The sequence below is a fragment of the Pseudomonas sp. NPDC090208 genome (genome assembly GCF_044746785.1).
In the GTDB taxonomy this organism is placed as follows: Bacteria; Pseudomonadota; Gammaproteobacteria; order Pseudomonadales; family Pseudomonadaceae; genus Aquipseudomonas.
Window position 1 is genome coordinate 292,990 of sequence record NZ_JBIVCU010000006.1, and the last position, 22,197, is coordinate 315,186.

Below are 22,197 nucleotides of genomic sequence, written 5' to 3' on the forward strand. Positions count from 1 at the left end.
AAAAACGCGCGATTTAAGCTCAGGCCCTGTAAAACGGGCGTTTCAGGCCGCCAAGGCGGCTCTGTTCACAAGGTTATCCACAATTTGTGTGGATAACCTTTGGGGTGGCACGGCCGCTGCGAGCGGGCTGATTGTGCCCCTGGGCGGGTTGACCAAATGGTCGATTTTTATCGACTTCGCTGGAGGGATCATGAAAGCACCGTGGAATCTGCTGCGTTACCTGCCCATGGCCAAGCGCCTGATGGCAGCGGGACGCCTGCCGGCCTTGCTGTTCGCCGTGGCCGGCAAGGCTGCCACCGACGGTAACCGGCTGGGCAAGCTCAAGGACGATCTGAAACTGCTGCAGGCGCTGTGCCTGGCCTACTGGCGCGGCGAGTACAGGGCCATCAGTGGCAAGGCGTTGTTGTCGGTGGTGGCGGGGCTGATGTACTTCCTCAGTCCGCTGGACGCCATCCCTGACTGGATTCCCGGCCTGGGCATGCTCGACGACATCGCCGTGCTGACCTGGGTCATGACCTCGCTCAAGGCCGAACTCGATGCGTTTCGTCTGTGGCGCGAACAACAGAAACCGGAAAAACTCGCCGTCGTCGAACGCCTGCCGGCCACGCCGAAATTGCTGGAGCAGGAGAAGAAGGACTAGCGGTGTACCAGTGCTCGTCAGGCATCACCGCCTTGGGGGCATTCTGTGGAGTGAACTCATTTGCGATGAGGCATTCCGCCCGTTACGGATGTGTTGTTCGGAACATCGCTTCGCGAATGAATTCGCTCCCACACTTTTTGGGGTGTCTGGTGATTTTCTGTATGACTGCTAAGGAATGTTCACCGCCAGTCTGTAGGAGCTGGCTTGCCCTGCGAGCGGCGAGGCACTCGTCGTAAAACCGGTGAACGCGGTGTGTCAGAAATGCATAGTCGTCAGGGTTTACGACTGCTACGCAGCCGGTCGCAGGACAAGCCAGCTCCTACAGGGGATGCGTTCGGCCAGCCAGGCCGGACGTTAGTCCGCCTCGGTGGGCTTTTGATATGGCTTTTGATTTTGATCTTGGCGCCCCGTCCCAGAAGGCCGAACGCAGGCGGTGCGCAGTGGGTCGAGCGACAGGATGTCGCGAGAGCCGCGTGGGCCATGGATGGCCCATTCGCGGCGGGCCCACGGAGCATTGCCGGAGTGAGGGCATGCCGAGCCTAGGCGAGGCACCGTATGGCGGGGTAAGAAGCCCTTGGTTACTTGGGGCTTTTCCAAGTAACTCGCCGTCAGGCGAAACAGGCTGCGTTAGCAGACCAGCAATACATCAGACACACCGAGTGCACAGGTTTTACGACGACTGCGTCGCCGATCGCGGGCAAGCCACGCTCCTACAGGTCCGCGTCACTCGCCGCCAGGCGAAACAAGGCTGCGTTAGCAGACTCGGCGGAGTAACTGACACACCGAGTGCACAGGTTTTACGACGACTTCGTCGCCGCCCGCAGGACAAGCCAGCTCCTACAGGTATGGCGAAGATCATGCTGTAGCAGTCCGGCTTGCCGGCGGTGGCATCCGTGAAATCGTCGCCGGATAACGACAAAAAAACACCTCCGCTCAGCAAAATCCCGGCAAAACGTCGCTCCTGAGAAAACTGTGTCGACTCAGCGCACGCCAGTGCCCCCCATCCGCTGTTAAGATGCCGCCAATACAAAGAAAAAGACTACTGGAAACAGTTTTTCGTCCTACAGGGGGTGGTATGGATCTTCAGGTCATTTCGCGCGATGGAGAGCCAGAATACGCAGTGCTGCCATGGGCTCAGTATCAGGCCCTGTTGCAGGCTGCCGGTGTGTCCCGCCCGCAGGCAAACCCGTCCGCCGCGCCGTCTGGCGATACCGCCGCCGCAGCCGATCTGCCCTCGTTCGAGCAACTGGGTGCACTGCGTCAGGCCAAAGGGCTTGAACTGGCGCAACTGGCGCGTTCGGTCGGCATCAGCCCGTCGTATCTGGAGTTGATCGAAAACGGCACGCGCCAGCCCGATGCGGCGATTCGCCGGAGTCTGGCCTGGGAGTTGGGCGTCTCGGGCTGGCGAGGTGAGGCATGAGCGTAAGGATCAGCCGTCAGCATTGGGATGCGCTGCTGGGCGAACTGGATCTGGCACGCAAGCAACGTCATCTGGTGACCTATCGCGCCTTGCTGGAGCGTATCCAGCTGCCCAGCCCGGCGATGCAGACCCTGACCGCCGCACTGGAACATCTGGCAGCCCTCGACGCCCGCGCCGATCAACCGTTGCGCAGCTCACTGGTGATCAGCCAGGGCGCCAGCCGCCTGCCACGTACCGGCTTCTTCGAGTGCGCCGAACGCCTGGGTCGTTTCTCCGGCCCGTCCGACGGCGTCGCGGCGGCCTCGTGGCATGCCTCGGAGGTGGTGCGGGTGTTCGAATTCGAATACCCGGAGATGGATTGAGCCGGGCAATTTGCTCTGCTCGATTTGATGGCGTTATCTCAGACAACGCTGATCCTGTGGGAGGGAGCCCTGCTCGCGAAGGCGTAGTGTCAGTCAGCGCTGCAGTGTCTGATCTGGCGCTTTCGCGAGCAGGGCTCCCTCCCACAATGGATCATTTGCAGGGATCGTCAGTGGTGGTGCCCGCAAGATCGCCATCGCGGGCAAGAGCGCCGTCGCCGGTTACAGAGGTTTTGTTCGCAGTGTATCGATCACATGCAGGCTCGCGCCGCTGACGTCCTTGGCGTGGTGCTTGGCTTGTGATGCCAGTTCGGCCAGTTGGCTGGCGTCGAGGCTGGCGCAGGCTTCCGGGTGCAGGTGCACCACCCCGACCGACAACGACAGCAGCGGAAATTCCTGGCGCTGGCCCTGACGGTTGAGGGCGACGAAGCAGCCGGCTTCCAGATGCTCGGCGCGATAGAAGCGCCGGCACTGATTCTGGAAGTCTTCCAGCAGCAGGTTCAAACGTTTGCGCCAGTCTTCCGAGCCCAGCACCATCAGGAAATCATCACCGCCGATGTGGCCGACGAAGTCGCGGCTGGGATCGATGCGGTCGTTCAGGCATTGCGCCAGACACAACAGCACTTCATCGCCGCGACCATAGCCATAGATATCGTTGAACGGCTTGAAGCTGTCGATATCGACGTAGCAGATGATCGACTCGCGCCCCTGTTGCAGCAGGCGGGTCAGGCACTGCTGGATCGGCACATTGCCGGGCAGCAGGGTCAGCGGGTTGGCATAGCGCGCCTGCTGGATCTTGAGCTCGGTGATCAGCTTGAGCACGTCGATCACCCGGCCCAGGCCCAGGTAAACGCCGTTCTGCATGATGATGAAATCTTCTTCGATGCGCTGCCGCGCGCGGCTGGTGATCAGGCGGCTGACCTGTTGCAGCGACTGATTCAGTTCGACCGCAAGAAAGTCATCGCTCATCAGCCGGCTGATCGGCTTGCGCGCATAGAGTTCGGTGGCGAACGGCTGCAGCAGCACGTCCGACAGCGAATGCCGGTGGACGATGCCGATCGGCTGTTTCTGTTCGTCGAGCACCGCCAGCGAGTTGAGGTTGGCCTGCTTGCGAAAGGCCTCCAGCACCGTGGCAGTGGGCGTGGTCTGCTGCACCGCCGGCAGGCTGTTGAGCAGCGCGCTGAGGTCGCTGCTTTCTTCGTTGAGCACGGCGGCGTTGGGGTCGATCTTCGGCAACAGCGCGCGGGCATCCCGTGGCGGGTGTTCCTGCGGCCGGCAGAGCAAATAGCCCTGAACCAGATCGACACCCATCTCGATCAGCACCGCCAGCTCTTCCTGCAATTCGATGCCTTCGGCGATCACCAGCGCCCGCGAGGCTTTGGCGATCTGCAGCATGGAACCGACGAACTCGCGCTTGACCGCGTCCTGATGGATGCCGTCGATGAAATGCCGGTCGATCTTCACGTAGTCCGGGCGTAGCTCGGACCACAGGCGCAGGCTGGAATAACCGGCGCCGAGGTCGTCCAGGGCAATGGAAAAGCCCATGTCGCGGTAGTGCACGAGGGCGTTGTAGAGCAGACCGAAATCGTCGGTCGGCGTCTGTTCGGTCAGTTCGATCACCACCTGGCTCGGCGGAATGCCGTAGCGCTGCAACAGTTGCAGGGTGCGGCCCGGCGGGTGCGAGGCCTCCAGGAGCGATTCGGGGGAAATATTGAGGAACAGCTTGCCATCCAGCTGCTGTTCCGCAAAACGACGGCAGGCCGATTCACGGCAGGCCATCTCCAGTTCACTTAAACGGCCCGCCTGACGCGCGACGGCGAACAGGCTGACGGGGGAGTGCAGGGCGCTGTTGGACGGCCCGCGTGTCAGGGCTTCGTAGCCGAGTATTCGCCGGTCCGATAGCGAAACAATCGGTTGGAACAGGCTGTGCAAGTCGCGATGAGTCAGGATCGAACTCAGTGCGCTCAGCTGTTCAGTCACGGTCATGGCAATCTCGGGGCAAGAAAAAGGGGCCCGACGCCTGGCGCCGAGCCCCTGTATTTCACGACAGATTCATGACTGTTTGATGACGAATTGCCATCACTTCATCCAAAAGCGCCGCGCCCCTGTAGGAGCTGGCTTGTCCTGCGACCGGCGGGGAACCCGCCGTAAAACCTGCACATGCCGTATACCTGATTCACCGCATTTGCCGAATTCACCGCCGCTTCGCGGCAGGTAGCAGGGCTAGCCAGCTCCTACAAAGAGCGTGGCTGCCCTACTTGCTTACTTCTTTGCCACAGAACCACTCAAGCCCAGGTAGTCGATGAGAATCCGCCCGGTTTCCGACAGGTAGGCGTCGTCTTCCGGTTTGGTCTTGTCGTCGTCCACCGGCAGGGCGTCTTCGTCTTCTTTCTTCAGCTCCTTGAGCGGCTCTTCGCCCTTGGCCTTGCGACGGGTGTTTTCCATCGCCAGTTGCTTGGATTCGACGTCGGTGTGCTCGGCGCGGCGTTCGGCTTCGTTGAGGCTGACGGTCTTCTCGCTCATCAGTTTCTTGGCCAGTGCCAGTTTTTGCTCGACGAACACGAACTCGGCGTCTTTGGCCGAACGCAGGTCGTGGCGCGATTGCAGCTGGGCCAGGAACGGTTTGAACGGGTCCACCGCCGGCTTGATCGCCGGTTTGATGGTGTCGTAGGTCATCGCTTCCGGCAGCGCGCTTTCGCCGATTTCCTTGGTGTCGATGATCGACGGGTAGGCGATGTCCGGCAGCACGCCCTGATGCTGGGTGCTCTGCCCGGAAACCCGGTAGAACTTGGCCAGGGTCAGTTTCAGCTCGCCATGGTTGAGCGGCTGGATGGTCTGCACGGTGCCTTTGCCGAAGGTCTGGCCGCCGATGATCAGCGCACGGTGGTAGTCCTGCATGGCGCCGGCGAAAATCTCCGAAGCCGAGGCGGACAGGCGGTTGACCAGCAACGCCATCGGCCCCTTGTAGAACGCGCCGCTGTTTTCATCTTCCAGCACGTCGACCTTGCCGTCGGCGTTGCGCACCAGCACGGTCGGGCCCTTGTCGATGAACAGGCTGGTCAGCTCGGTGGCTTCCTGCAGCGAGCCACCGCCGTTGTTGCGCAGGTCGATGACCACGCCGTCGACTTTCTCCGACTGCAACTCGGTCAGCAGTTTCTTCACGTCGCGGGTGGTGCTCTTGTACTCCGGATCACCGGCACGGTAGGCCTTGAAGTCCAGGTAGAACGCCGGAATCTCGATGACGCCGAGCTTGTAGTCCTTGCCGTCCTGATTCAGGTGCAGAACCGACTTCTTCGCCGCCTGTTCTTCCAGTTTCACCGCTTCACGGGTGATCGACACGATCTTGGTGGTCTGGTCGCTCGGCGCATTGCTGGCCGGGATGATTTCCAGACGCACCACCGAGCCTTTCGGACCGCGGATCAGCTTGACCACTTCGTCCAGACGCCAGCCGATGACGTCGACCATTTCCTTGTCGCCCTGGGCGACGCCGATGATCTTGTCCGCCGGAGCGACCTGCTTGGTCTTGGCCGCAGGACCTGCCGGTACCAGACGCACGATCTTGACGTTGTCGTTGTCGCTCTGCAGGACGGCGCCGATGCCTTCCAGCGACAGGCTCATGTTGATGTCGAAGTTTTCCGCGCTGTCGGGCGACAGGTAGTTGGTGTGCGGATCGTAAGACATGGCGAAGGTGTTCAGGTACGCCTGGAAGATGTCTTCGCTGCGGGTCTGACCCAGACGCGCCAGCTGGTTCTTGTAGCGCTTGGTCAGGGTTTCCTGGATTTTCGCAGGCTCTTTGCCGGCGATCTTCAGACGCAGGACTTCATCCTTGACGCGCTTGCGCCACAGGTCGTCCAGCTCGGCTTCGTTCTTCGGCCATGGCGCGTCCTTGCGGTCGACCAGCAAGGTTTCCTTGGTGGTCAGGTCGATCTTGTCGACGCCCTTGTCCAGTTGCGCGATGGCGAAGTCCAGACGCGACTTGATGCGGTCCAGATAGCGCTTGTAGATAGTGAATCCCGGTTGCAGATCGCCGCTCTTGAGGAAGTCGTCGAACTGGAAGCGCCATTTGTCGAACTCGGCGATATCGCTGGCCAGGAAGTAGCTGCGCGCCGGGTCGAGCAGTTTCAGGTAGCTCTGATAGATGATTTCCGAGCGCTTGTCGTCCAGCGGTGGCTTGCTGTAGTGGTGGCGCTTGAGCAACTCCACGACATTGAGGCTGGCGATCACTTCATCGCGATCGGGTTGCAGATTGTCCCAGGCGTTGGCCGCAAACGTGTTGGCAGACATCGGCACTGTTGCCAGGCCGATAAACAATGCAAGGGCGGTGCTGGGCAAAAAGTGCTTCATGCTGATTCGACGCGGGGACAGTTGATAACGCATAGTAGGCCGTCTTAGAAGTCGCCGGTTCCATATCAGCGTGATACGAAGCCCGGTCACAAATGCCAAAAGCCCGGACGCTTGGAAGCGCATCGGGCTCAGTCAAGACTCACTATGGAGGCACCGTGAAAGCATTGCAAGGCGTTGAAGGTCATGTGGAATGGGTTGAACGGCCATCACCGGCACTGGATGTCGGACAAGTCCGTATAAAGGTGGCTGCAGCCGGGCTCAACCGGGCCGATCTGCTGCAGCGCGCCGGGCTCTATCCACCGCCGCCGGGCGTCACCGATATCCTTGGCATGGAATGTTCCGGGGTGATCGCCGAGGTCGGTTCAGGCACCGCCTGGAAGGTTGGAGACCGCGTCTGTGCGCTGGTCGCGGGCGGGGCGATGGCTGAAGCAGTGGTGGTCGATGCCCGTCATGTGTTGCCGGTGCCGGAAGGCGTGTCGCTGGCCGAAGCGGCCGGTATTCCGGAAGTCTATGCCACTGCCTGGTTGAACCTGTTCCAGCTGGCGGGTCTGAAGCCTGGCGAAAAAGTCTTGCTGCACGCCGGAGCAAGTGGAGTTGGTTCAGCTGCCATTCAGCTGTGCAAGGCGTTCGGCAACCCGTGCTGGGTCAGCGTCGGTTCTGCCGAGCGACTTGCTTACTGCGAAGAACTTGGCGCCCAGGGTGGCGTGATCCGCAGCGAAAGCCTGGACGGTCTCAATGACTTCGCGCCGTTCAACGTCGTCCTGGATCCGGTGGGCGCGAACTACGCCGCGCTGAACCTCAAAGTCCTCGGTGTCGACGGACGTCTGGTGCTGATCGGCCTGATGGGCGGGCGCAAGGCCGAACTCGATCTGGCCCTGGTGCTCGGCAAGCGCATCCAACTCTTGGGCTCGACCCTGCGCAGCCGCGACGATCAGTTCAAGGCCGACCTGCTGGCCGATCTGGGTCAGCACGTCTGGCCTCTGTTCGTCGAAGGCCGCCTGAAACCGCAATTGGCGCGCAGCTTTCCGATCCTCGAAGCGGAAGAGGCGTATGCCGAACTGGCAACCAATCAGGTGTCGGGCAAAGTCGTGCTGGTGATCGATTCCACGCTGGTTTGAGCGGGCTTCACAGGACGCCTGCAGCAAGGCATTCCGCTTCTGCGCTACAGCGGGTGACCCAGTGAGGTAATGAGAAGCCGGCATCGTGGGAGCGATGCCGGTTTGCTTTCAGCGAGAACACGGTCTGGCCCTGCCTTCAAATGCTGCCCCTGCAAGGGCATGGGAGAGACTGCAAACATCTCCGGGATGGACGGTTCCGCCAGTGGGGTTGCCTGTCTTCGACCTTCATCGCTTCACGAATGTCCAGGTCCAGCTCATGGTGGTGCCTTCCAGCACCTGCCCGATTTTTACCTCGTGGCTACCTGCTGTCAGGCTATCGAGCTCGATGCTCCAGTCTCCGTCCGGGCTGACGGGAAGGCTGCCGATGTACTCGTCGTTGTCCCACAGGCTGATGGGCCCGGCGGCGAACACACCCTTGCCAATCACGGTCACATTGTCGACGCCGGTCGTGCCGCCATCGGCGATGACACTGCCGTCAGCGCCGGTGACCGACAAAATGAAAGGGCTCATACCGAATGTGCGCTCATTGGAGACAGCGTCCGGGTCCTGGGAGGTTCTGGCGGTGATGCGAATAAAAAGCCGCGCGCCGATGCTGATGCTTGAGTCCCAATAACCGTCGGGGTCGGCAATTGCTTCGGCGAGGCTGTCCTTGCCATTGAACAGCGTGACCGTGAAACCGGGCGGGGCGATGCCAAAGACGTGCGCCTCGGTATGGCAGGTGCTGCCCTTTTCGGGTATTTCGACACCGTTCGGGTCTGTCACATGAATGAGTGTCGGTGCGACACCGCCCAGGGTGCGTTTTTTTGAGGGCGAAGCGGGATTTGTGGAATGGGCCATGGGGAGAACTCCTGACTGTAGAAAGGAGCCTCTATTACGGGTCAAATGCGGGATTCCCGCGACTGTCAATGTTGACAGTTTTGTTTAAAAACTGAGCGACTCGACGGGCCATTGGTCGACTGGCGCAGTGGTTGAAATCGTTACTCCGGCGTTTGACAACAGGCGAGACCTGCATCGATGGCGCGACACCGCCGGCAAGCCGGACGGCTACCGATCAGCGCAGGACATTTGCTTTTTATGGGAGGGGCCGAGGTTGCGAGGGTCGCGAAAGCGATGTGTCTGAGCTACCGCTTTCGCGAGCAGGGCTCCCTCCCACAGGTTTTGAGGTGTTTGGTGAATTCAGGCATGGCACAAAACCTGTAGGAGCGCGCTTGTGTAGCCTCAGCGCTTACGTCTGCGAAGCAATCTGCACCGGCACCTGATCCTCCAGCACATAGCTGAACGGCGCGGCCGCTTTCAGCGTCAGTTTGATCAGCGGCAAGGTTTTACCGGTCGCCGCCCGGTAGTCCTGCTGGATCGACTGAGCCTGCACAAGCCCGTCGGCGCGGGTATAGAACAGCGCTTCCAATGGCAGTTGCGCGGGAATGTCCTGTGGCCACGGCGCGACGATCACTTCGTTCCAGATGAACTGCCAGTCGGCCGGAAACGCCTGGCGTACCTGTACGCTGAGCTGGAATTGCTCTGGCTCGGTGCTGAAGGCGCAGCTCTTTGGCGGTGTCGCCGCGTAGCGGTTACGCCAGCTTTCGATGCTGGCAACGCCCTCCTGCTCACAGCGGGCGCGACAGCTGTCGGTTATCAGGTCAGTGCCGGCATTCGCCGGGTAGGCGCAGCGCACGGCCAGTGGATAGGCCGTTGCCGCAGGCGTCGGGTCAATGATGAAGCCCTGAGGGCCGTAGATCGAATCGTTGCCGACGTCGGCCCGCAGGTAACTGAATGACACGCCGTTGCGGCTGATCGCACTGGACCCGGGGTTCCACACGTGGGATGCCGGGTTGAACGTGACCGCGCGCAGCAGGACGCCGTTGCAGCGATACGCAGGCAGGCCATCACAGGCCGCCGAGGTGTCCAGATAACGGGCATTCAAACGCGCGGCGACGTCGTGGCCGTCAGTCTCTGTTTGTTGCTGGAGCGCACCCGGCTCGACAGACGCATAAGCGCTGATGCAGGCCGATAACGCGAGTACGGTGATGCAGAAAGTGATCTTCATGATCGTGTTGTCCTCTTGGAAAGGGTCGTTGTTTCCGCTGCCGGCATGACAGACAGATGCGCAATCAAGCGCTATGTCCGGTGAATACCGATTGAGGGCATTGGTCAAGAGGAATGTTCGAAGGGGGGGGGCATGGCTCGACGGCGCGGGTATTCCGGCGTCATCGGCAGGCTTGCTGAAATACCGATACACCTTCGTCAGCAAGCCATAAGAGTGGTATGGGTGAACAACTTTCGGGACTTTTTCATAACGGGCTGGATGAAAAAATCGTTCCAGTAAGTGCTCTTCGCGCCGCACGACTACTTGATAAGCGCTACCCAATCCAGCGTTTTAGGAACGGACTGAGCCGCCTCGTTATTGTCATAATCCGAGACATAGATGTCGTAGCGGGCTTTGCTCATCAGAGGGACTAATAATGTCCAGTTACCCAGCTTTGTGACTGGCCCTTCTGCAATGCAATCTGCGGCATCGGCGTCATTCCCGACTTCATAAAGCCTGACAAAGCCATCACCTCGGGTGACGTCGGGCGTTAGTTCGGTAATACCGCTGACGGATACATCGATCTTTTTAACGGAGGAAGGGGGGATTGTGCCTACTCGTGCAATCGTCTTGATTGTGTATTTAGCCATGGTGCGACTCCTGTCAATTAATGGCACTTGTCATTAAGCGCGCGTCGACACTTTCTGGCTACAGTCGACATTGACAGGCGTTATACCGCCGGTCGGGATTTAACCGTATTTCTTTTAACCGTCCGGCTTGCCGGCGGTGGCGATTTTACCGACGCCACCGCCGGCATTGGAACGCCGCCCGGCCAGACTGCTACGGATTAACGATCAAGCGTTACTTCCACTGATGGATGGGCCAACCGGCTTTTTCTGCCAGTTCACGCAATACCGGATCCGGGTTCACGACGTGGGGGAAGTCCACTTTCTGCAACAGCGGTAGATCGTTGCGGGAGTCGGAATAGAAACTGGCGCCTTCGAGGTTTTCCTCGTTCTGGTCCAGCCATTCCAGCAGGCGAGTGATTTTGCCTTCACGGTAGGTCAGCACGCCGGTGGTCTTGCCGCTGTATACGCCATGGGCGACTTCCAGGTCGATGGCGAGTACTTCGTCGACGCCGATGCGTTCGGCGATCGCCTGCACCAGATGCACGCCGGATGCCGAGATGATCAGGATGCGATCACCGTTGGCGCGGTGTTCGGCGATGGCTTTGGTGGCATCGCTGAAAATGATCGGTTCGATGAAATCCTCGACCCAGGGCCCGACCAGAAACTCCACCTCTTCGGGTGTGCGGCCGATCATCGGCTCCAGGCTGAAGGCCATGTAGTCCTCCATTGCCAGATCGCCCTTGCCGTAGGCCTCCATCAGTTCATGGTCTTTCTTCATGAACGACTCGGGATCGACCCAGCCCAGCCGGCCCATCTGCTCGCTCCAGAGGCTGGCGCAGTCGCCGTGAATCAGGGTTTCGTCCAGATCGAAAATGGCCAGTGCCATGGTGTTGGTCCTCTCACAAAATAATTGCCGCCGTCGTCACTGGTGAAACGCGTAGACCTTGTGGGAGCCGGCTTGCTGGCGAATGCGTCGGACCAGACACATCAATGTTGGCTGACTCGACGCATTCGCCAGCAAGCCGGCTCCTACAGGTGTGTTCCGCTGTTTTCAAGCCACTTCGCAGAGCGCCGACGCTTCGATGTTCAGGGTGACGCGTTGCCCGGCGGGGTGCAAGTCGGCGGCGGAGCGGTTGAGCACATCGACCACCAGTTGCACGCCTCGGGCCTCGACGCGGTAGCGGATCACGTTGCCCAGCAGGCTGTGGCTGCGCACTTCGCCTTCCAGCGAGCCGGTCAGGCTCAGTTGAATGGCTTCCGGGCGGATCGCCACGCGGCTGCTGATCGGGCGCTGCATCAGGCGGCTGGCGTCTTCGGCTTCGAGCAGGTTGTAGTTGCCGATGAAACCGGCGGCGAAGGCGTCCACCGGCGCGGTGTACAGGGTTTCGGCGTCACCGCTCTGCACGATGCGGCCGTGGTTCATCAGGATGATGCGGTCGGACATGGTCAGCGCTTCCTCCTGATCGTGGGTCACGAAGATGGTGGTCAGGCCCAGTTCCTGCTGGATCGCACGGATCTGCTCGCGCAGGTGTTTGCGAATCCGCGCGTCCAGCGCCGACAGTGGCTCGTCGAGCAACAGCAGGCGCGGACGGGTGACCAGCGAACGGGCCAGGGCCACACGCTGGCACTGGCCGCCGGACATCTGGTGCGGGTAGCGGCGGGCCAGCTCGGTCAGCTCCACCAGTTTCAACACTTCGGCCACGCGCTGCCTGGTTTCCTCGGCGCCGACCTTGTGCATTTTCAGGCCGAACGCCACGTTCTGCTCCACGGTCATGTTGGGGAACAGCGCATAGCTCTGGAACACCATGCCGATGTCACGCTTCTGCGGCGACAGCGGTACGATGTTCTTGCCGTCGAGAAAGATCTTGCCGCTGGTCACTGATGTCAGCCCGGCGATGCAGCGCAACAGGGTGGATTTGCCGCAGCCGGACGGGCCGAGCAGGGTGACGAACTCGCCCTGGTTGATCACGCAATTGATGTCGCTGAAGACTGCGGTGCTGGCGTAGTTCTTTTGCAGGTTTTCGACGCTGACGAAGCTCATATCAGTCGTTGTCCTTGTTCAGTCGGTTGGCCGCCCAGGTCAGCAGCAATACGAAGAAGAAATAGGAGATCACCAGCGCGCTGTTGAAGTGACCGCTGCTGTTGCGCATGTTGTTGAGGTACACCTGCAGGGTTTCGTAGCGCGTGCCGACCAGCAGGTTGGCGAACACGAACTCGCCGAACAGGAAGGAGAACGACAGCAGCAGCGCGATCATCAGACCCTTGCGCAGGTTGGGCAGGACCACGAAAAACGCTGCCTGAAAGGTGTTGGCACCGAGCAGTTGCGCGGCGTCCATCAGGTCCACCAGGTTGATCGCCTGCAGGTTGTTGGTGATCGCCCGATACATGAACGGCAGCGCCACGGTGAAATAGCAGCCGATCAGAATCCACGGCGTGCCGACCATCGCCAGCGGCCCGGAACCGTACAGCTGCAACAGGCCCACCGAGGACACCACCGGCGGCACGGCGAATGGCAGCAGGATCAGGATGTTCATCAGGCCGTCGAGTTTCGGGAAGTGGTAATGCACCACGAACAGCAACGGCAGGATCAGCACCACGGACAGCATCAGCGCGCCGACGCAGACCAGCAGCGACTGGCCGAAGGCGATCAGAAAGCGCGGGTCGCTCCACAGCGCCAGGTACCATTTGTAGGTCAGCCCGGCGGGCAGGATGCTCGCCGACCAACTGGTGGCGATGGAGTAGACGAAGGTGCCGAGCAACGGTGCCAGCAGGATCAGAAACAGCACGGTCACCACCAGACGGTGATAAAGCCCGGCCGGGCCGCGTTCAGCGCGAGACATGGTAGCTCCTCTTCAACAGCCACTGATGGACGACGGTCACCAGGGTCATCATGCCCACCAGAATCATCGCCAGCGCGCTGGCCATGTTCGGGTCGAGGCTGATGTCGCCGGCGACCATGGCGGCGATACGGATCGGCAGCACGTTGAAGTTGCCGGTGGTCAGGGCGTAGACCGTGGCGTAGGCGCCGAGGGCGTTGGCCAGCAGAATGACAAAGGTGCCGAGCAGGGCAGGGGTCAGCACCGGAATACCGATATGCCGCCAGAAATCCCAGGTGCTGGCGCCGAGCAGCGAGGCCGACTCGCGCCAGTCTTCGCGCAAGGCGTCGAAGGCCGGATAGAGCAGCAGCACGCCGAGGGGAATCTGGAAGTAGGTGTAAAGGATGATCAGGCCGGTTTTCGAATACAGGTTGAAGTCATCGATGATCCCGGCCTGCTTGAGGATCAGGGTCAGCGCGCCGTTGAAACCGAGCAGGATGATGAAGGCGAAGGCCAGCGGTACCCCGGAAAAGTTGCTGGTCATGTTGGCGAAGGCGCTGACGAAATCCCGCAGCCGCGACGGCACCTTGCGCAGTGAATAGCTGCCGAGGATGGCGATGAACAGGCCGATCAGGCTCGACCAGAAACTGATCTCCAGGCTGTATTGCATGGCCTGGCGGTAGAAGCGCGAATTGAACGCCTTGATGAAGTTGTCCACGCCCCAGCCGGCGTCCGAATACAGACTGTTGACCGCGACCCAGCCCAGCGGCGCCAGCTGGAAAGCGATGAAGAACAGGGCGAACGGCACCAGGCACAGCAGCGCCAGCCATTTGCCGCGAGGTTGTGAAGTCACTTGAGCACCTCTGTGCAGACAGGTTTGTCGTGGGCCACGCCGAGCAGCTCGCAGACGATGCCGCAGAGCTCGGTCTGCTTCGGTTGCGCGTTCGGGTCGAGGCTGAAGGCGTCGCCGATGACGAACAGCGGCACTTCGCGTTCTTCCGGCAGGGTGCCGTTGTGCGAGCGGTCGTTGTTCATGCCATGGTCAGCGGTCACCAGCACCTGATACCCGGCGTCGAGCCAGCGCTGCAGGTACTCGGCGAGGATGATGTCGGCCGAGCGCGCGCTGTTGCGGTATTGCGGGGTGTCGAGGCCGTGTTTGTGGCCGGCGTCATCGATGTTCATCGGGTGGATGAACAGCAGGTTCGGTGAGTGCGCCAGGCGCAGGTGCTCGGCGTCGTCGAACAGGTGCGAATCGGGGTAGTGATCGACGTAGTAGAAATGGCCGTGCTGGATCGGCAGTTCGACGTTGTCGGTGTGACGGTCGCGGGCAGCGATGAACGGGCTGCGGTTGTACAGCTCGCTGACCCAGTGATAGGCCGCTGCCGCAGTGCTCAGGCCACCGGCACGGGCGTAATGAAACACGCTGCGCTGGCTAGACAGGCGCGAGACATGGTTGTGCACGATGCCGCTGTCGATGGGCGCCACGCCGGTGAGAATGCATTCGTAGAGCGGGCGGGACAACGCCGGCAGTTCGCACTCAAGCTTGTACAAAGCGGCGCGCCCGGCTTCGCGCCAGGCCAGCAGATGGCCCATGGCGTGCTGCGCCACGCTGTAGCTCAGGCCGTCGAGCAGAATCAGGATGACGTTGTGTTTCATGCCGGCTCCGGGGTGTTCGAATTCGGTATCGCAAGACTGGCGCTGATCTCCCGTAGGAGTGAGCTTGCTCGCGATAGCGGTGGGCCAGTCACTGTTACAGTGTCTGAGCGGATGTCATCGCGAGCAAGCTCACTCCTACAGGGGTATGTGACGTGACAATGGCGCGTCATCCATGGCGCGCCATTCGGGTATTACTGCATCTCGACGATGACTTGTTCGTTCCACTGTTGCGGCAGGGCTTTGGAGGTTTTCTCCCAGGCCGCGGCGTCCTTGATCGGCGTCACGTTCTTGTACTGCTCGTTGGGCAGCAGCTTGGCCTGTACTTCAGGCGGCAGTTTCAGGTGTTCGGCGCGGATCGGACGGGCGTTGCCGTTGGCCAGGTTGATCTGACCGGCGTCGCTGAAGATGTATTCGCGAGCCAGCTTGGCGGCGTTCGGGTGCTTGGCGTATTTGTTGATGATGGTGGTGTAGCCCGAAATCACCGAGCCATCGGACGGGATCAGCACCACGTAGTCATCCGGGTTGGCCATCTTGGCCTTGTAGCTCAGGCCGTTGAAATCCCACACCACGCCGACTTCCACTTCGCCTTTTTCCATGGTCTGGATGGTCGGGTTGTTGATGCCCAGACGCTTCTGCTTGGCGAGTTCAGTGAACAGTTGCAGGCCCGGCGCGATGTTGGACTCGCTGCCTTTCATGGCGATGGCGGCGGCCAGCACGCCGTTGGCGGCCTGGGCGGCGGTGCTCACGTCACCGATGGTGACCTTGTACTTGCCGTTTTTCAGGTCAGCCCAGGATTTCGGGATGTCGGAACCGTGCAGCAGCTTCTTGTTGACGATGAAGGCGATGGTGCCGGTGTAGGCCAGCGCCCAGTGACCGTCCTTGTCCTTGGCCCAGTCCGGCACCTGATCCCAGGTGGTCGGCTTGTACGGCTGGGTCACGCCCTTGGCGGTCGCGATCGGGCCGAAGGCAGCACCAACGTCGCCGATGTCGGCGCTGGCGTTGTCTTTTTCCGCATCGAACTTGGCCACTTCCTGCGCCGAACTCATGTCGGTGTCCATGTGCACCAGACCGTATTTGGCGGTGAGGTCGGTCCAAGTGCCTTTCCAGTTCGCCCAGTCATCGGGCATGCCGACGCTGTTCACGGCGCCTTCGGCCTTGGCCGCGGCTTCCAGAGTCTTGAGATCGGTGTCGGCGGCCATGGCCGATGTGCTCAGCGCGATGGCCGAACCGAGGAGTGATGCCAGCAACAGGTGTTTCATTCGAAGCTCCTTTGGTTACTTCTCGACGTTATGGTGGAAGCGGTCGGGTAAGTGCTCGTTGCGGTTGGGTTGGTCTAGGTCAGCAATACCTGAGCCAAGTTAGGCCACTAAAATGACATTTTCGTGTCCGGATCGACGGTATTCACGATAGCTGCGCACCCAGGCAGTCGCTGGGAAACAAGCGTAGACCATGGCTAAATAGCTGGTGTTTAAAGGAAAAATTCTTTTATTCAGGCGCTCGGCGGTCGCCGGAAAATATGGCTTGTCACGCAACAGTCATCTACGCTGCCTAGGCTTTGGTGGCATGAAACGGATGGTTGCGGTGACGAAAATTGCCCCCGAATAGCGCTGGTCTAGTCCAGATAGGTAACGCAATGCGCCAGGAAATGCCCCGAGCGGTGACGACCATTTGCAGCGCGCTGCAGGAGCAGATCGAGCATGGCCTGTTGCTGCCCGGCAGCAAGTTGCCGGCCGAACGCAAGCTCAGCGAGGTGTTCGACACCACGCGCATCACCCTGCGCGAAGCCTTGGTGCAACTGGAGGCGCGCGGGCTGATCTACCGCGAGGAGCGGCGTGGCTGGTTCATTTCGCCGCCGCGACTGGCCTACGACCTGATGCGCCGCAGCCACTTTCACGCCATGGTCGAAGCGCAGGGGCGGATACCGGCCACTCAGGTGATCTCCGCACGTTTGCAACCGGCTTCGGCGGCGATCTGCGCGTTGCTGCAACTGCCGGCGCTGTCCAGCGTGATCCAGATCTGCCGCGCGCGGCGGATAGACGAGCGGCTGGTGCTCTATGTCGAGCATTACCTGAACCCGGAATACTTCCCGCAGATTCTTGAATTCGACCTGAATCAGTCGCTGACCGAGCTCTACGCCCGGCATTACGACATCCGCTACGGTCAGGTGCAATTCGAAATGGTGCCCACGGCGTTGCCGGTGGAAGCGGCCTCGGCGCTGAAAGTCTCCATCGGCAGCCCCGGGCTGCGCATCGCCCGGGTCAACCACGACCAGCAGGGCCGGTTGATCGACTGCGACCTTGAGTATTGGCGGCATGATGCGATTCATGTGAGTGCGGTGGTGGCTGACACCGTTAGTCCCCTGTAGGAGCTGGCTTGTCCTGCGACCGGCTGCGCAGCAGTCGTAAAACCTGTGCACGCGGTTTTTCAGACAGACCGCATTCACTGGGTTTACGACGACTTTGTCGCCGCTCGCAGGGCAAGCCAGCTCCTACAAGGGTTACGAAGTCGAATCGCTTTTCTTGCGAGGCACTGCGCTCACCGTCCCGCCGCTGGTGTTGACCTGCACGCTCAAACGCGGCGTCGCCAAGTCCAGGCCGGCCTCGTCCAGGTAGCGCTTGAGCGACAGGTTGAAGGCCCGCGACACTTCCCACTGCTTGATCGGCGCAGTCTTGAAGCGGGCGCGCAGGATGGCGTTGCCGCCGTCGAAGCTTTCCACCCCCTGAATCTCCAGCGGCGACCAGATGTTGCGCCGTTGCAGCGGGTCGGTGCGCATTTTCTGGCCGACGTCGCGGATCATCTTCAGCGCGTCGTCGATGTTCATGCTCGACGGGATGGCGATGCGGAAAATCGCATAGCCGAACTCGCGGGAGTAGTTCTGGATACTCTTGATCTCGCTGAACGGGATGGTGTGAACAATGCCGTCGATATCGCGCAGGCGCACGGTGCGGATGGTCAGACCCTCGACCGTGCCCAGGTGGCCGCCGACGTCCACGTAATCGTCGATGGCCAGCGAGTCCTCGATGATGATGAACAGCCCGGTGATCAGGTCGGCGACCAGTGACTGCGCACCGAAACCGATGGCCAGACCGATGACACCGGCACCGGCCAGCAGCGGGGTGACGTTCATGCCCATGTTCGCCAGGGCGACGATCACCGCGATGATGAAAATGGTCACGAACAGCACGTTGCGGATCAGCGGCATCATGGTCTGCGCACGGGCATTGGCCAGGCCCTTGCGCGAGCGGGTCAGTGCATGATGGATCGCCGTGTCGGCGAGGATCCACACCAGCCATGCAAACATCAGGGTGGTGGCAAGACCGACGATGCGCACACTGATGTCATGGCCGTCGCCCTCGGAAAAGCGGATCAGCGACAGACCCCAGACCCGCAGGCCCAGTTCGATGAACGCCAGCCACACCAGCAGATGCGCCACGGTGTAGAAAAACGCCTTGAGCCGGTCCGAATACAGCGTGTGCCGCTTGTGGCCGTGGCTCGGTTTCTGCGAGTGGCGGCGCACCAGCCCGTTGATGACCATGCACAGCACCAGCAACACGGTACAGATCAGCGACTGGCGCAACGCGGTGTTGGTGTCGCCGGCCGAGAAGAACGTGGCGAACAGCGACACCCCGACCAGCACCAGCGCCGGCAGATACCAGAAGCTGCCGAGGATTTCGATGGTGTCGCTCAACGCCCGGCGTTTCAGGCGGCGCGACAGCGGCTGGTTGCGGATCAGGTGCGCAATGGGGCGGCGGAAACGGATGATGAACAGCCCGGTGGACAAGGCTGCCATGACGTTGGCCAGGGTCGCGGCGGTGTGGGCCAGATGCTGGCCGAGGCTGGCGATCAGGCGCGGATCACCCAGCGCTTCGCCGAACGCGGCGAAACTGCCGATCCACCACAGCGGCCGGAACGCCTGATGACGCAGGATGTACAACGCTTGATGACGGTGCGGGCCGTCGAGCAGCGAGAACGCGATCACGCAGATCGCCGAGAACAGCGTGCCGACCACCAGTGCATAGGCCAACACCATCGCCAGATCGCGGCCCAGCGATGGCGGCAGCGAATAACTCAGGTAAACCGTGATCACCAGGGCGATCAGCCACGGGCCCAGCTTGCGCAGGGCGAAGCGCAGCATGTCGAGGGTTCTCGGGTGCTGCGGCAGTTCTTCGGACAGGCCGAAACGCACGCGCACGCGATGGCCGAGCCAGATCAGCGCTGCCGCCAGCAGGCTCCACAGGGCGATGACCACGGCGAAACTGAAGATGATCGGCCACCACTGATTGGCCGGCAGCATCAGCGCCATCAGCTCGTCTTCGGCCTGCGACACCTCGTCGGCCCAGCGGCTGAGCGGGCTGTCGTCACCGGTGAACTGCTTTTCGAATTCCGACAGGGTGCTGCCGATCAGCCCCAGTACGCCCTGTTCGGCGGTGGGCTGGGCCTTTTTCGTGGCATCGCGGAGCTTCTTCAGATCGTCCAGCAGCTTGCTGCGCTGCTGATCGTTTTCCAGCGAGGTGATGACTTCATCCAGCGACTGCCCCAGCGGCTCCTGCGCCTGGGGCTGGGCTTTCTGGCCATTGAGCAGGCTCGGCAGCCCGGCGGCCTGGGAGGACGCCATGGGCAGCAGAGCCAACAGGCCGATCAGCAACAGGCAGAACAGGGAGCAGCGGCGGGAAAGGGCAGTCACCGGGTCATCAACCTCGAAGCGGGTGGGGCTGTAGGAGCTGGCTTGTCCTGCGAGCGGCTGCGCAGCAGTCGTAAACCCTGTACATGTGGTCTGTCTGACACACCGCGATTACCGGGTTTACGACGACTTCGCAGCCGGTCGCGGGACAAGCCGCGCTCCTACAAGTACGGCGCAGATTGTTCCGTAGCAGTCCGGCTTGCCGGCGGTAGCGATTTGCGGACGCCACCGCCGGCAAGCCGGACGGCTACAGGGATGTAGCTTGCTGTCTTACGGCAACTCGGCGCTGGCGTAGAACGCCGTCAGCACCTTGACCAGATGCGCCAGGTCCTGGCTGCCGGCCAGTTCGCGGATCGAGTGCATGGCGAAGGTCGGCAGGCCGATGTCCACCGTGCGCACGCCCAGGTGGCCGGCGGTGATCGGGCCGATGGTCGAACCGCAGGCCATGTCGCTGCGCACCACGAAGCTCTGCACCGGCACTTCTTCGGCCATGCACAGATGGCGGAAGAACCCGGCGGTTTCGCTGTTGGTGGCGTAGCGCTGGTTGTTGTTGACCTTGATCACCGGACCCGCGTTGAGTTTCGGGCCATGGTTGCCGTCGTGCTTGTCGGCGTAGTTCGGGTGTACGCCGTGGGCGTTGTCGGCAGAGATCAGCAGCGATTTCTGCACGGTGCGCACGTAGTCGTCGCCTTCCGGCAGCAGACGTTGCAGCACTTGCTCCAGCATCGGGCCGTCGGCGCCGCAAGCCGAGGTCGAACCGACTTCTTCGTGGTCGGTGCAGACCAGCAGGCAGGTTTCGTCACCGTCAGCATTGAGCAGGGCCTGCAGGCCGGCGAAGCACGACAGCAGGTTGTCCAGTCGCGCACCGGCGATGAAGTCACCGTTCAGGCCAATGACTGCCGCGCTCTGGGTGTCGTAGAAACTCAGCTCGTAATCCAGCACCACATCGGCGTTCAGGCCGTGTTCGCGGGCCAGTTGGTCGGTGAGCAGGGCGCGGAAATCGGCGCGCTCGTCACCGGCGACCTGAGCCAGGATCGGTGGCAGTTCGTTCTGCGGGTTGATCGGCCAGCCTTCGTTGGCGGTGCGGTTCAGGTGGATCGCCAGGTTCGGGATGATCGCGATTGGCTGTTTGAAGTCGATCAGCTGGCTTTCGACCTTGCCATCACGGCGGAAGGTCACGCGGCCGGCCAGCGACAGGTCGCGGTCGAACCACGGCGCGAGCAGGGCGCCGCCGTAGACTTCAACGCCCAGTTGCCAGAAGCCCTGGCGTTGCAGCTCGGGTTGCGGCTTGACCCGCAGGCACGGGCTGTCGGTGTGGGCGCCGACCAGACGGATGCCGCCGATCAGCGGCGACAGACGACCCAGCTTGAAAGCGACCACGGAGGAGTCGTTACGGGTGACGTAATAGCGGCCACCGGCTTCGGTGTGCCACGGCTCGCGCTCGTCGAGACGCTGATAACCCGCGCCTTCCAGACGTTGCACCAGACTGGCGGTGGCATGAAACGGGGTGGGAGAGGCCTTGAGGAAATCGATCAGGCCTTGGTTCAACTCTTCGCGCATAAGTTACTCCAGACAGCAATGGCGCGAGTTTACAGGCCAATTCGGGCGGACCGCTACTTTGATGCCCGTCGGGCCTGATCGCGAGCAAGCTCACTCCTACATTTGCTTAAACGTACCATGGCCTGACAGACCGAGCTCTTAGCCTTAAAAGCTCGGCACCAAGGCTACAAACTCGGTTCATCAGAATGGGGCACGTTGCAAAAAATGTAGGAGTGAGCTTGCTCGCGATCAGGCCCGAAGGGCATCAGAGTAACGATCTAAAGCCAACCCTCAAAACGGCGCAGGGCACTCGAAGCGCATGCGCTCTTTCGTCACCGGGTGGGTGAAGGTCAGCATGCTGGCGTGCAGGCACAGCCGTTCGTGGGCGGCGAGGGCTTCGGGGTGGGCGTACAGGCGATCACCCAGCAACGGATGTCCGATCGACAGCATGTGTACGCGCAACTGGTGCGAACGCCCGGTGATCGGCGTCAGTTCGACGCGGCAATGGGTGTCGTAACGCTCGACCACTTTCCAGAAGGTCAGCGCATGCTTGCCGAATTCGTGATCGACCACATGACGCGGCTTGGTCGGTGGGTCATAGCGCAGTGGCAGGTCGACGCTGCCGCTGTCCAGCGTCGGCTGACCCCAGGCCAATGCGGTGTAGGCCTTTTCGGTTTCGCGGTCGTGAAACTGCCGGGACAGTTCGCGATGGGTATCGGGGTCGCGGGCCAGCAGGATGATGCCGGAAGTTTCCCAGTCCAGACGGTGAACGATCAGCGCCTCGGGGAAGCCGTTTTCCTGGAGGCGGGTGATCAGGCAGTCCTTGTTGTCGTCGGCACGACCGGGCACGGACAGCAGCAGGGTGGGTTTGTCGATCACCAGAACAGCGTCGTCCTGATGAATGATGCGAATGTTTGACAGCGGCATGTACGGCCTCAAAGCGCTAGAAACACCAACGGCGGCATGCCCGTC

19 protein-coding genes are annotated in these 22,197 nt (G+C 61.4%); 5 read left to right on the forward strand and 14 right to left on the reverse strand.

Translation table 11 applies throughout. From position 1 onward, the window contains the following. Positions 1–190: 190 nt before the first annotated feature. The 3 genes from ACIPL0_RS13230 to ACIPL0_RS13240 all read left to right on the forward strand — a co-directional run bounded on the left by ACIPL0_RS13230 (position 191) and on the right by ACIPL0_RS13240 (position 2,422). Positions 191–640, forward strand: coding sequence for a YkvA family protein (locus tag ACIPL0_RS13230; RefSeq protein WP_400597091.1), 450 nt, complete (start codon positions 191–193; stop codon positions 638–640). Positions 641–1,715: 1,075 nt separating this feature from the next. Then, positions 1,716–2,060, forward strand: a complete 345-nt coding sequence (locus ACIPL0_RS13235; protein ID WP_400597093.1) for a multiprotein-bridging factor 1 family protein — start codon at positions 1,716–1,718, stop codon at positions 2,058–2,060. Beyond that, positions 2,057–2,422 (forward strand): hypothetical protein, encoded by a 366-nt coding sequence (locus tag ACIPL0_RS13240; RefSeq protein ID WP_400597094.1) that lies wholly within the window; start codon positions 2,057–2,059, stop codon positions 2,420–2,422. The genes ACIPL0_RS13235 and ACIPL0_RS13240 overlap by 4 nt, the downstream gene beginning before the upstream one ends. A 219-nt stretch (positions 2,423–2,641) precedes the next feature. Here ACIPL0_RS13240 and ACIPL0_RS13245 read toward each other — a convergent pair whose 3' ends face one another. Together ACIPL0_RS13245 and ACIPL0_RS13250 are read right to left on the reverse strand one after the other, a co-directional pair. After that, entirely contained in the window at positions 2,642–4,405 is a 1,764-nt protein-coding gene (locus ACIPL0_RS13245; protein WP_400597095.1) for a bifunctional diguanylate cyclase/phosphodiesterase, read from the reverse strand. A gap of 276 nt (positions 4,406–4,681) precedes the next feature. After that, complete coding sequence (locus ACIPL0_RS13250; protein WP_400597097.1) at positions 4,682–6,763, reverse strand: carboxy terminal-processing peptidase; 2,082 nt, start codon at positions 6,761–6,763, stop codon at positions 4,682–4,684. A 155-nt stretch (positions 6,764–6,918) separates the two neighbouring features. Between ACIPL0_RS13250 and ACIPL0_RS13255 the strand changes: the two genes are divergently transcribed. Continuing rightward, positions 6,919–7,881 (forward strand): zinc-binding dehydrogenase, encoded by a 963-nt coding sequence (locus ACIPL0_RS13255; protein WP_400597098.1) that lies wholly within the window; start codon positions 6,919–6,921, stop codon positions 7,879–7,881. Positions 7,882–8,106: 225 nt separating this feature from the next. Here the strand turns inward: ACIPL0_RS13255 and ACIPL0_RS13260 are convergent, their stop codons facing one another. The 9 genes from ACIPL0_RS13260 to ACIPL0_RS13300 form a co-directional block, all read right to left on the reverse strand. Further along, on the reverse strand, positions 8,107–8,718 hold the full coding sequence (locus ACIPL0_RS13260; protein WP_400597099.1) for a hypothetical protein: 612 nt from the start codon (positions 8,716–8,718) through the stop codon (positions 8,107–8,109). 388 nt (positions 8,719–9,106) lie between these two features. After that, positions 9,107–9,925 carry a hypothetical protein gene (locus ACIPL0_RS13265; RefSeq protein WP_400597100.1) on the reverse strand — a complete coding sequence of 273 codons (819 nt, stop codon included), beginning with the start codon at positions 9,923–9,925 and terminating at the stop codon, positions 9,107–9,109. Between the two features lie 299 nt (positions 9,926–10,224). Then, positions 10,225–10,554: a hypothetical protein gene (locus ACIPL0_RS13270; RefSeq protein ID WP_400597101.1), complete on the reverse strand. Its 330-nt coding sequence runs from the start codon at positions 10,552–10,554 to the stop codon at positions 10,225–10,227. Positions 10,555–10,765: 211 nt separating this feature from the next. Further along, positions 10,766–11,419 (reverse strand): HAD family hydrolase, encoded by a 654-nt coding sequence (locus ACIPL0_RS13275; RefSeq protein ID WP_400597102.1) that lies wholly within the window; start codon positions 11,417–11,419, stop codon positions 10,766–10,768. A 165-nt stretch (positions 11,420–11,584) separates the two neighbouring features. Next, positions 11,585–12,574, reverse strand: coding sequence for an ABC transporter ATP-binding protein (locus tag ACIPL0_RS13280; protein ID WP_400597103.1), 990 nt, complete (start codon positions 12,572–12,574; stop codon positions 11,585–11,587). Between the two features lies 1 nt (position 12,575). After that, on the reverse strand, positions 12,576–13,373 hold the full coding sequence (locus tag ACIPL0_RS13285) for an ABC transporter permease (RefSeq protein ID WP_400597104.1): 798 nt from the start codon (positions 13,371–13,373) through the stop codon (positions 12,576–12,578). Continuing rightward, positions 13,360–14,202 carry an ABC transporter permease gene (locus ACIPL0_RS13290; protein WP_400597105.1) on the reverse strand — a complete coding sequence of 281 codons (843 nt, stop codon included), beginning with the start codon at positions 14,200–14,202 and terminating at the stop codon, positions 13,360–13,362. Before ACIPL0_RS13290 ends, ACIPL0_RS13285 begins: the two co-directional genes overlap by 14 nt. Then, a complete protein-coding gene (locus ACIPL0_RS13295) occupies positions 14,199–15,005 on the reverse strand; it encodes an alkaline phosphatase family protein (RefSeq protein WP_400597106.1) in 807 nt (268 codons plus the stop codon). The genes ACIPL0_RS13290 and ACIPL0_RS13295 overlap by 4 nt, the downstream gene beginning before the upstream one ends. Positions 15,006–15,196: 191 nt before the next feature. Continuing rightward, complete coding sequence (locus ACIPL0_RS13300) at positions 15,197–16,264, reverse strand: ABC transporter substrate-binding protein (RefSeq protein ID WP_400597107.1); 1,068 nt, start codon at positions 16,262–16,264, stop codon at positions 15,197–15,199. Between the two features lie 374 nt (positions 16,265–16,638). Between ACIPL0_RS13300 and ACIPL0_RS13305 the strand changes: the two genes are divergently transcribed. Then, positions 16,639–17,370 carry a UTRA domain-containing protein gene (locus ACIPL0_RS13305; protein WP_400597108.1) on the forward strand — a complete coding sequence of 244 codons (732 nt, stop codon included), beginning with the start codon at positions 16,639–16,641 and terminating at the stop codon, positions 17,368–17,370. A 132-nt stretch (positions 17,371–17,502) separates the two neighbouring features. Here ACIPL0_RS13305 and ACIPL0_RS13310 read toward each other — a convergent pair whose 3' ends face one another. The 3 genes from ACIPL0_RS13310 to ACIPL0_RS13320 all read right to left on the reverse strand — a co-directional run bounded on the left by ACIPL0_RS13310 (position 17,503) and on the right by ACIPL0_RS13320 (position 22,152). Further along, positions 17,503–19,620, reverse strand: coding sequence for a mechanosensitive ion channel family protein (locus ACIPL0_RS13310; RefSeq protein ID WP_400597140.1), 2,118 nt, complete (start codon positions 19,618–19,620; stop codon positions 17,503–17,505). Positions 19,621–19,956: 336 nt separating this feature from the next. After that, entirely contained in the window at positions 19,957–21,246 is a 1,290-nt protein-coding gene (locus ACIPL0_RS13315) for a M18 family aminopeptidase (protein WP_400597109.1), read from the reverse strand. A 270-nt stretch (positions 21,247–21,516) separates the two neighbouring features. Continuing rightward, a complete protein-coding gene (locus tag ACIPL0_RS13320) occupies positions 21,517–22,152 on the reverse strand; it encodes an RluA family pseudouridine synthase (RefSeq protein WP_400597110.1) in 636 nt (211 codons plus the stop codon). Positions 22,153–22,197: the final 45 nt, after the last annotated feature.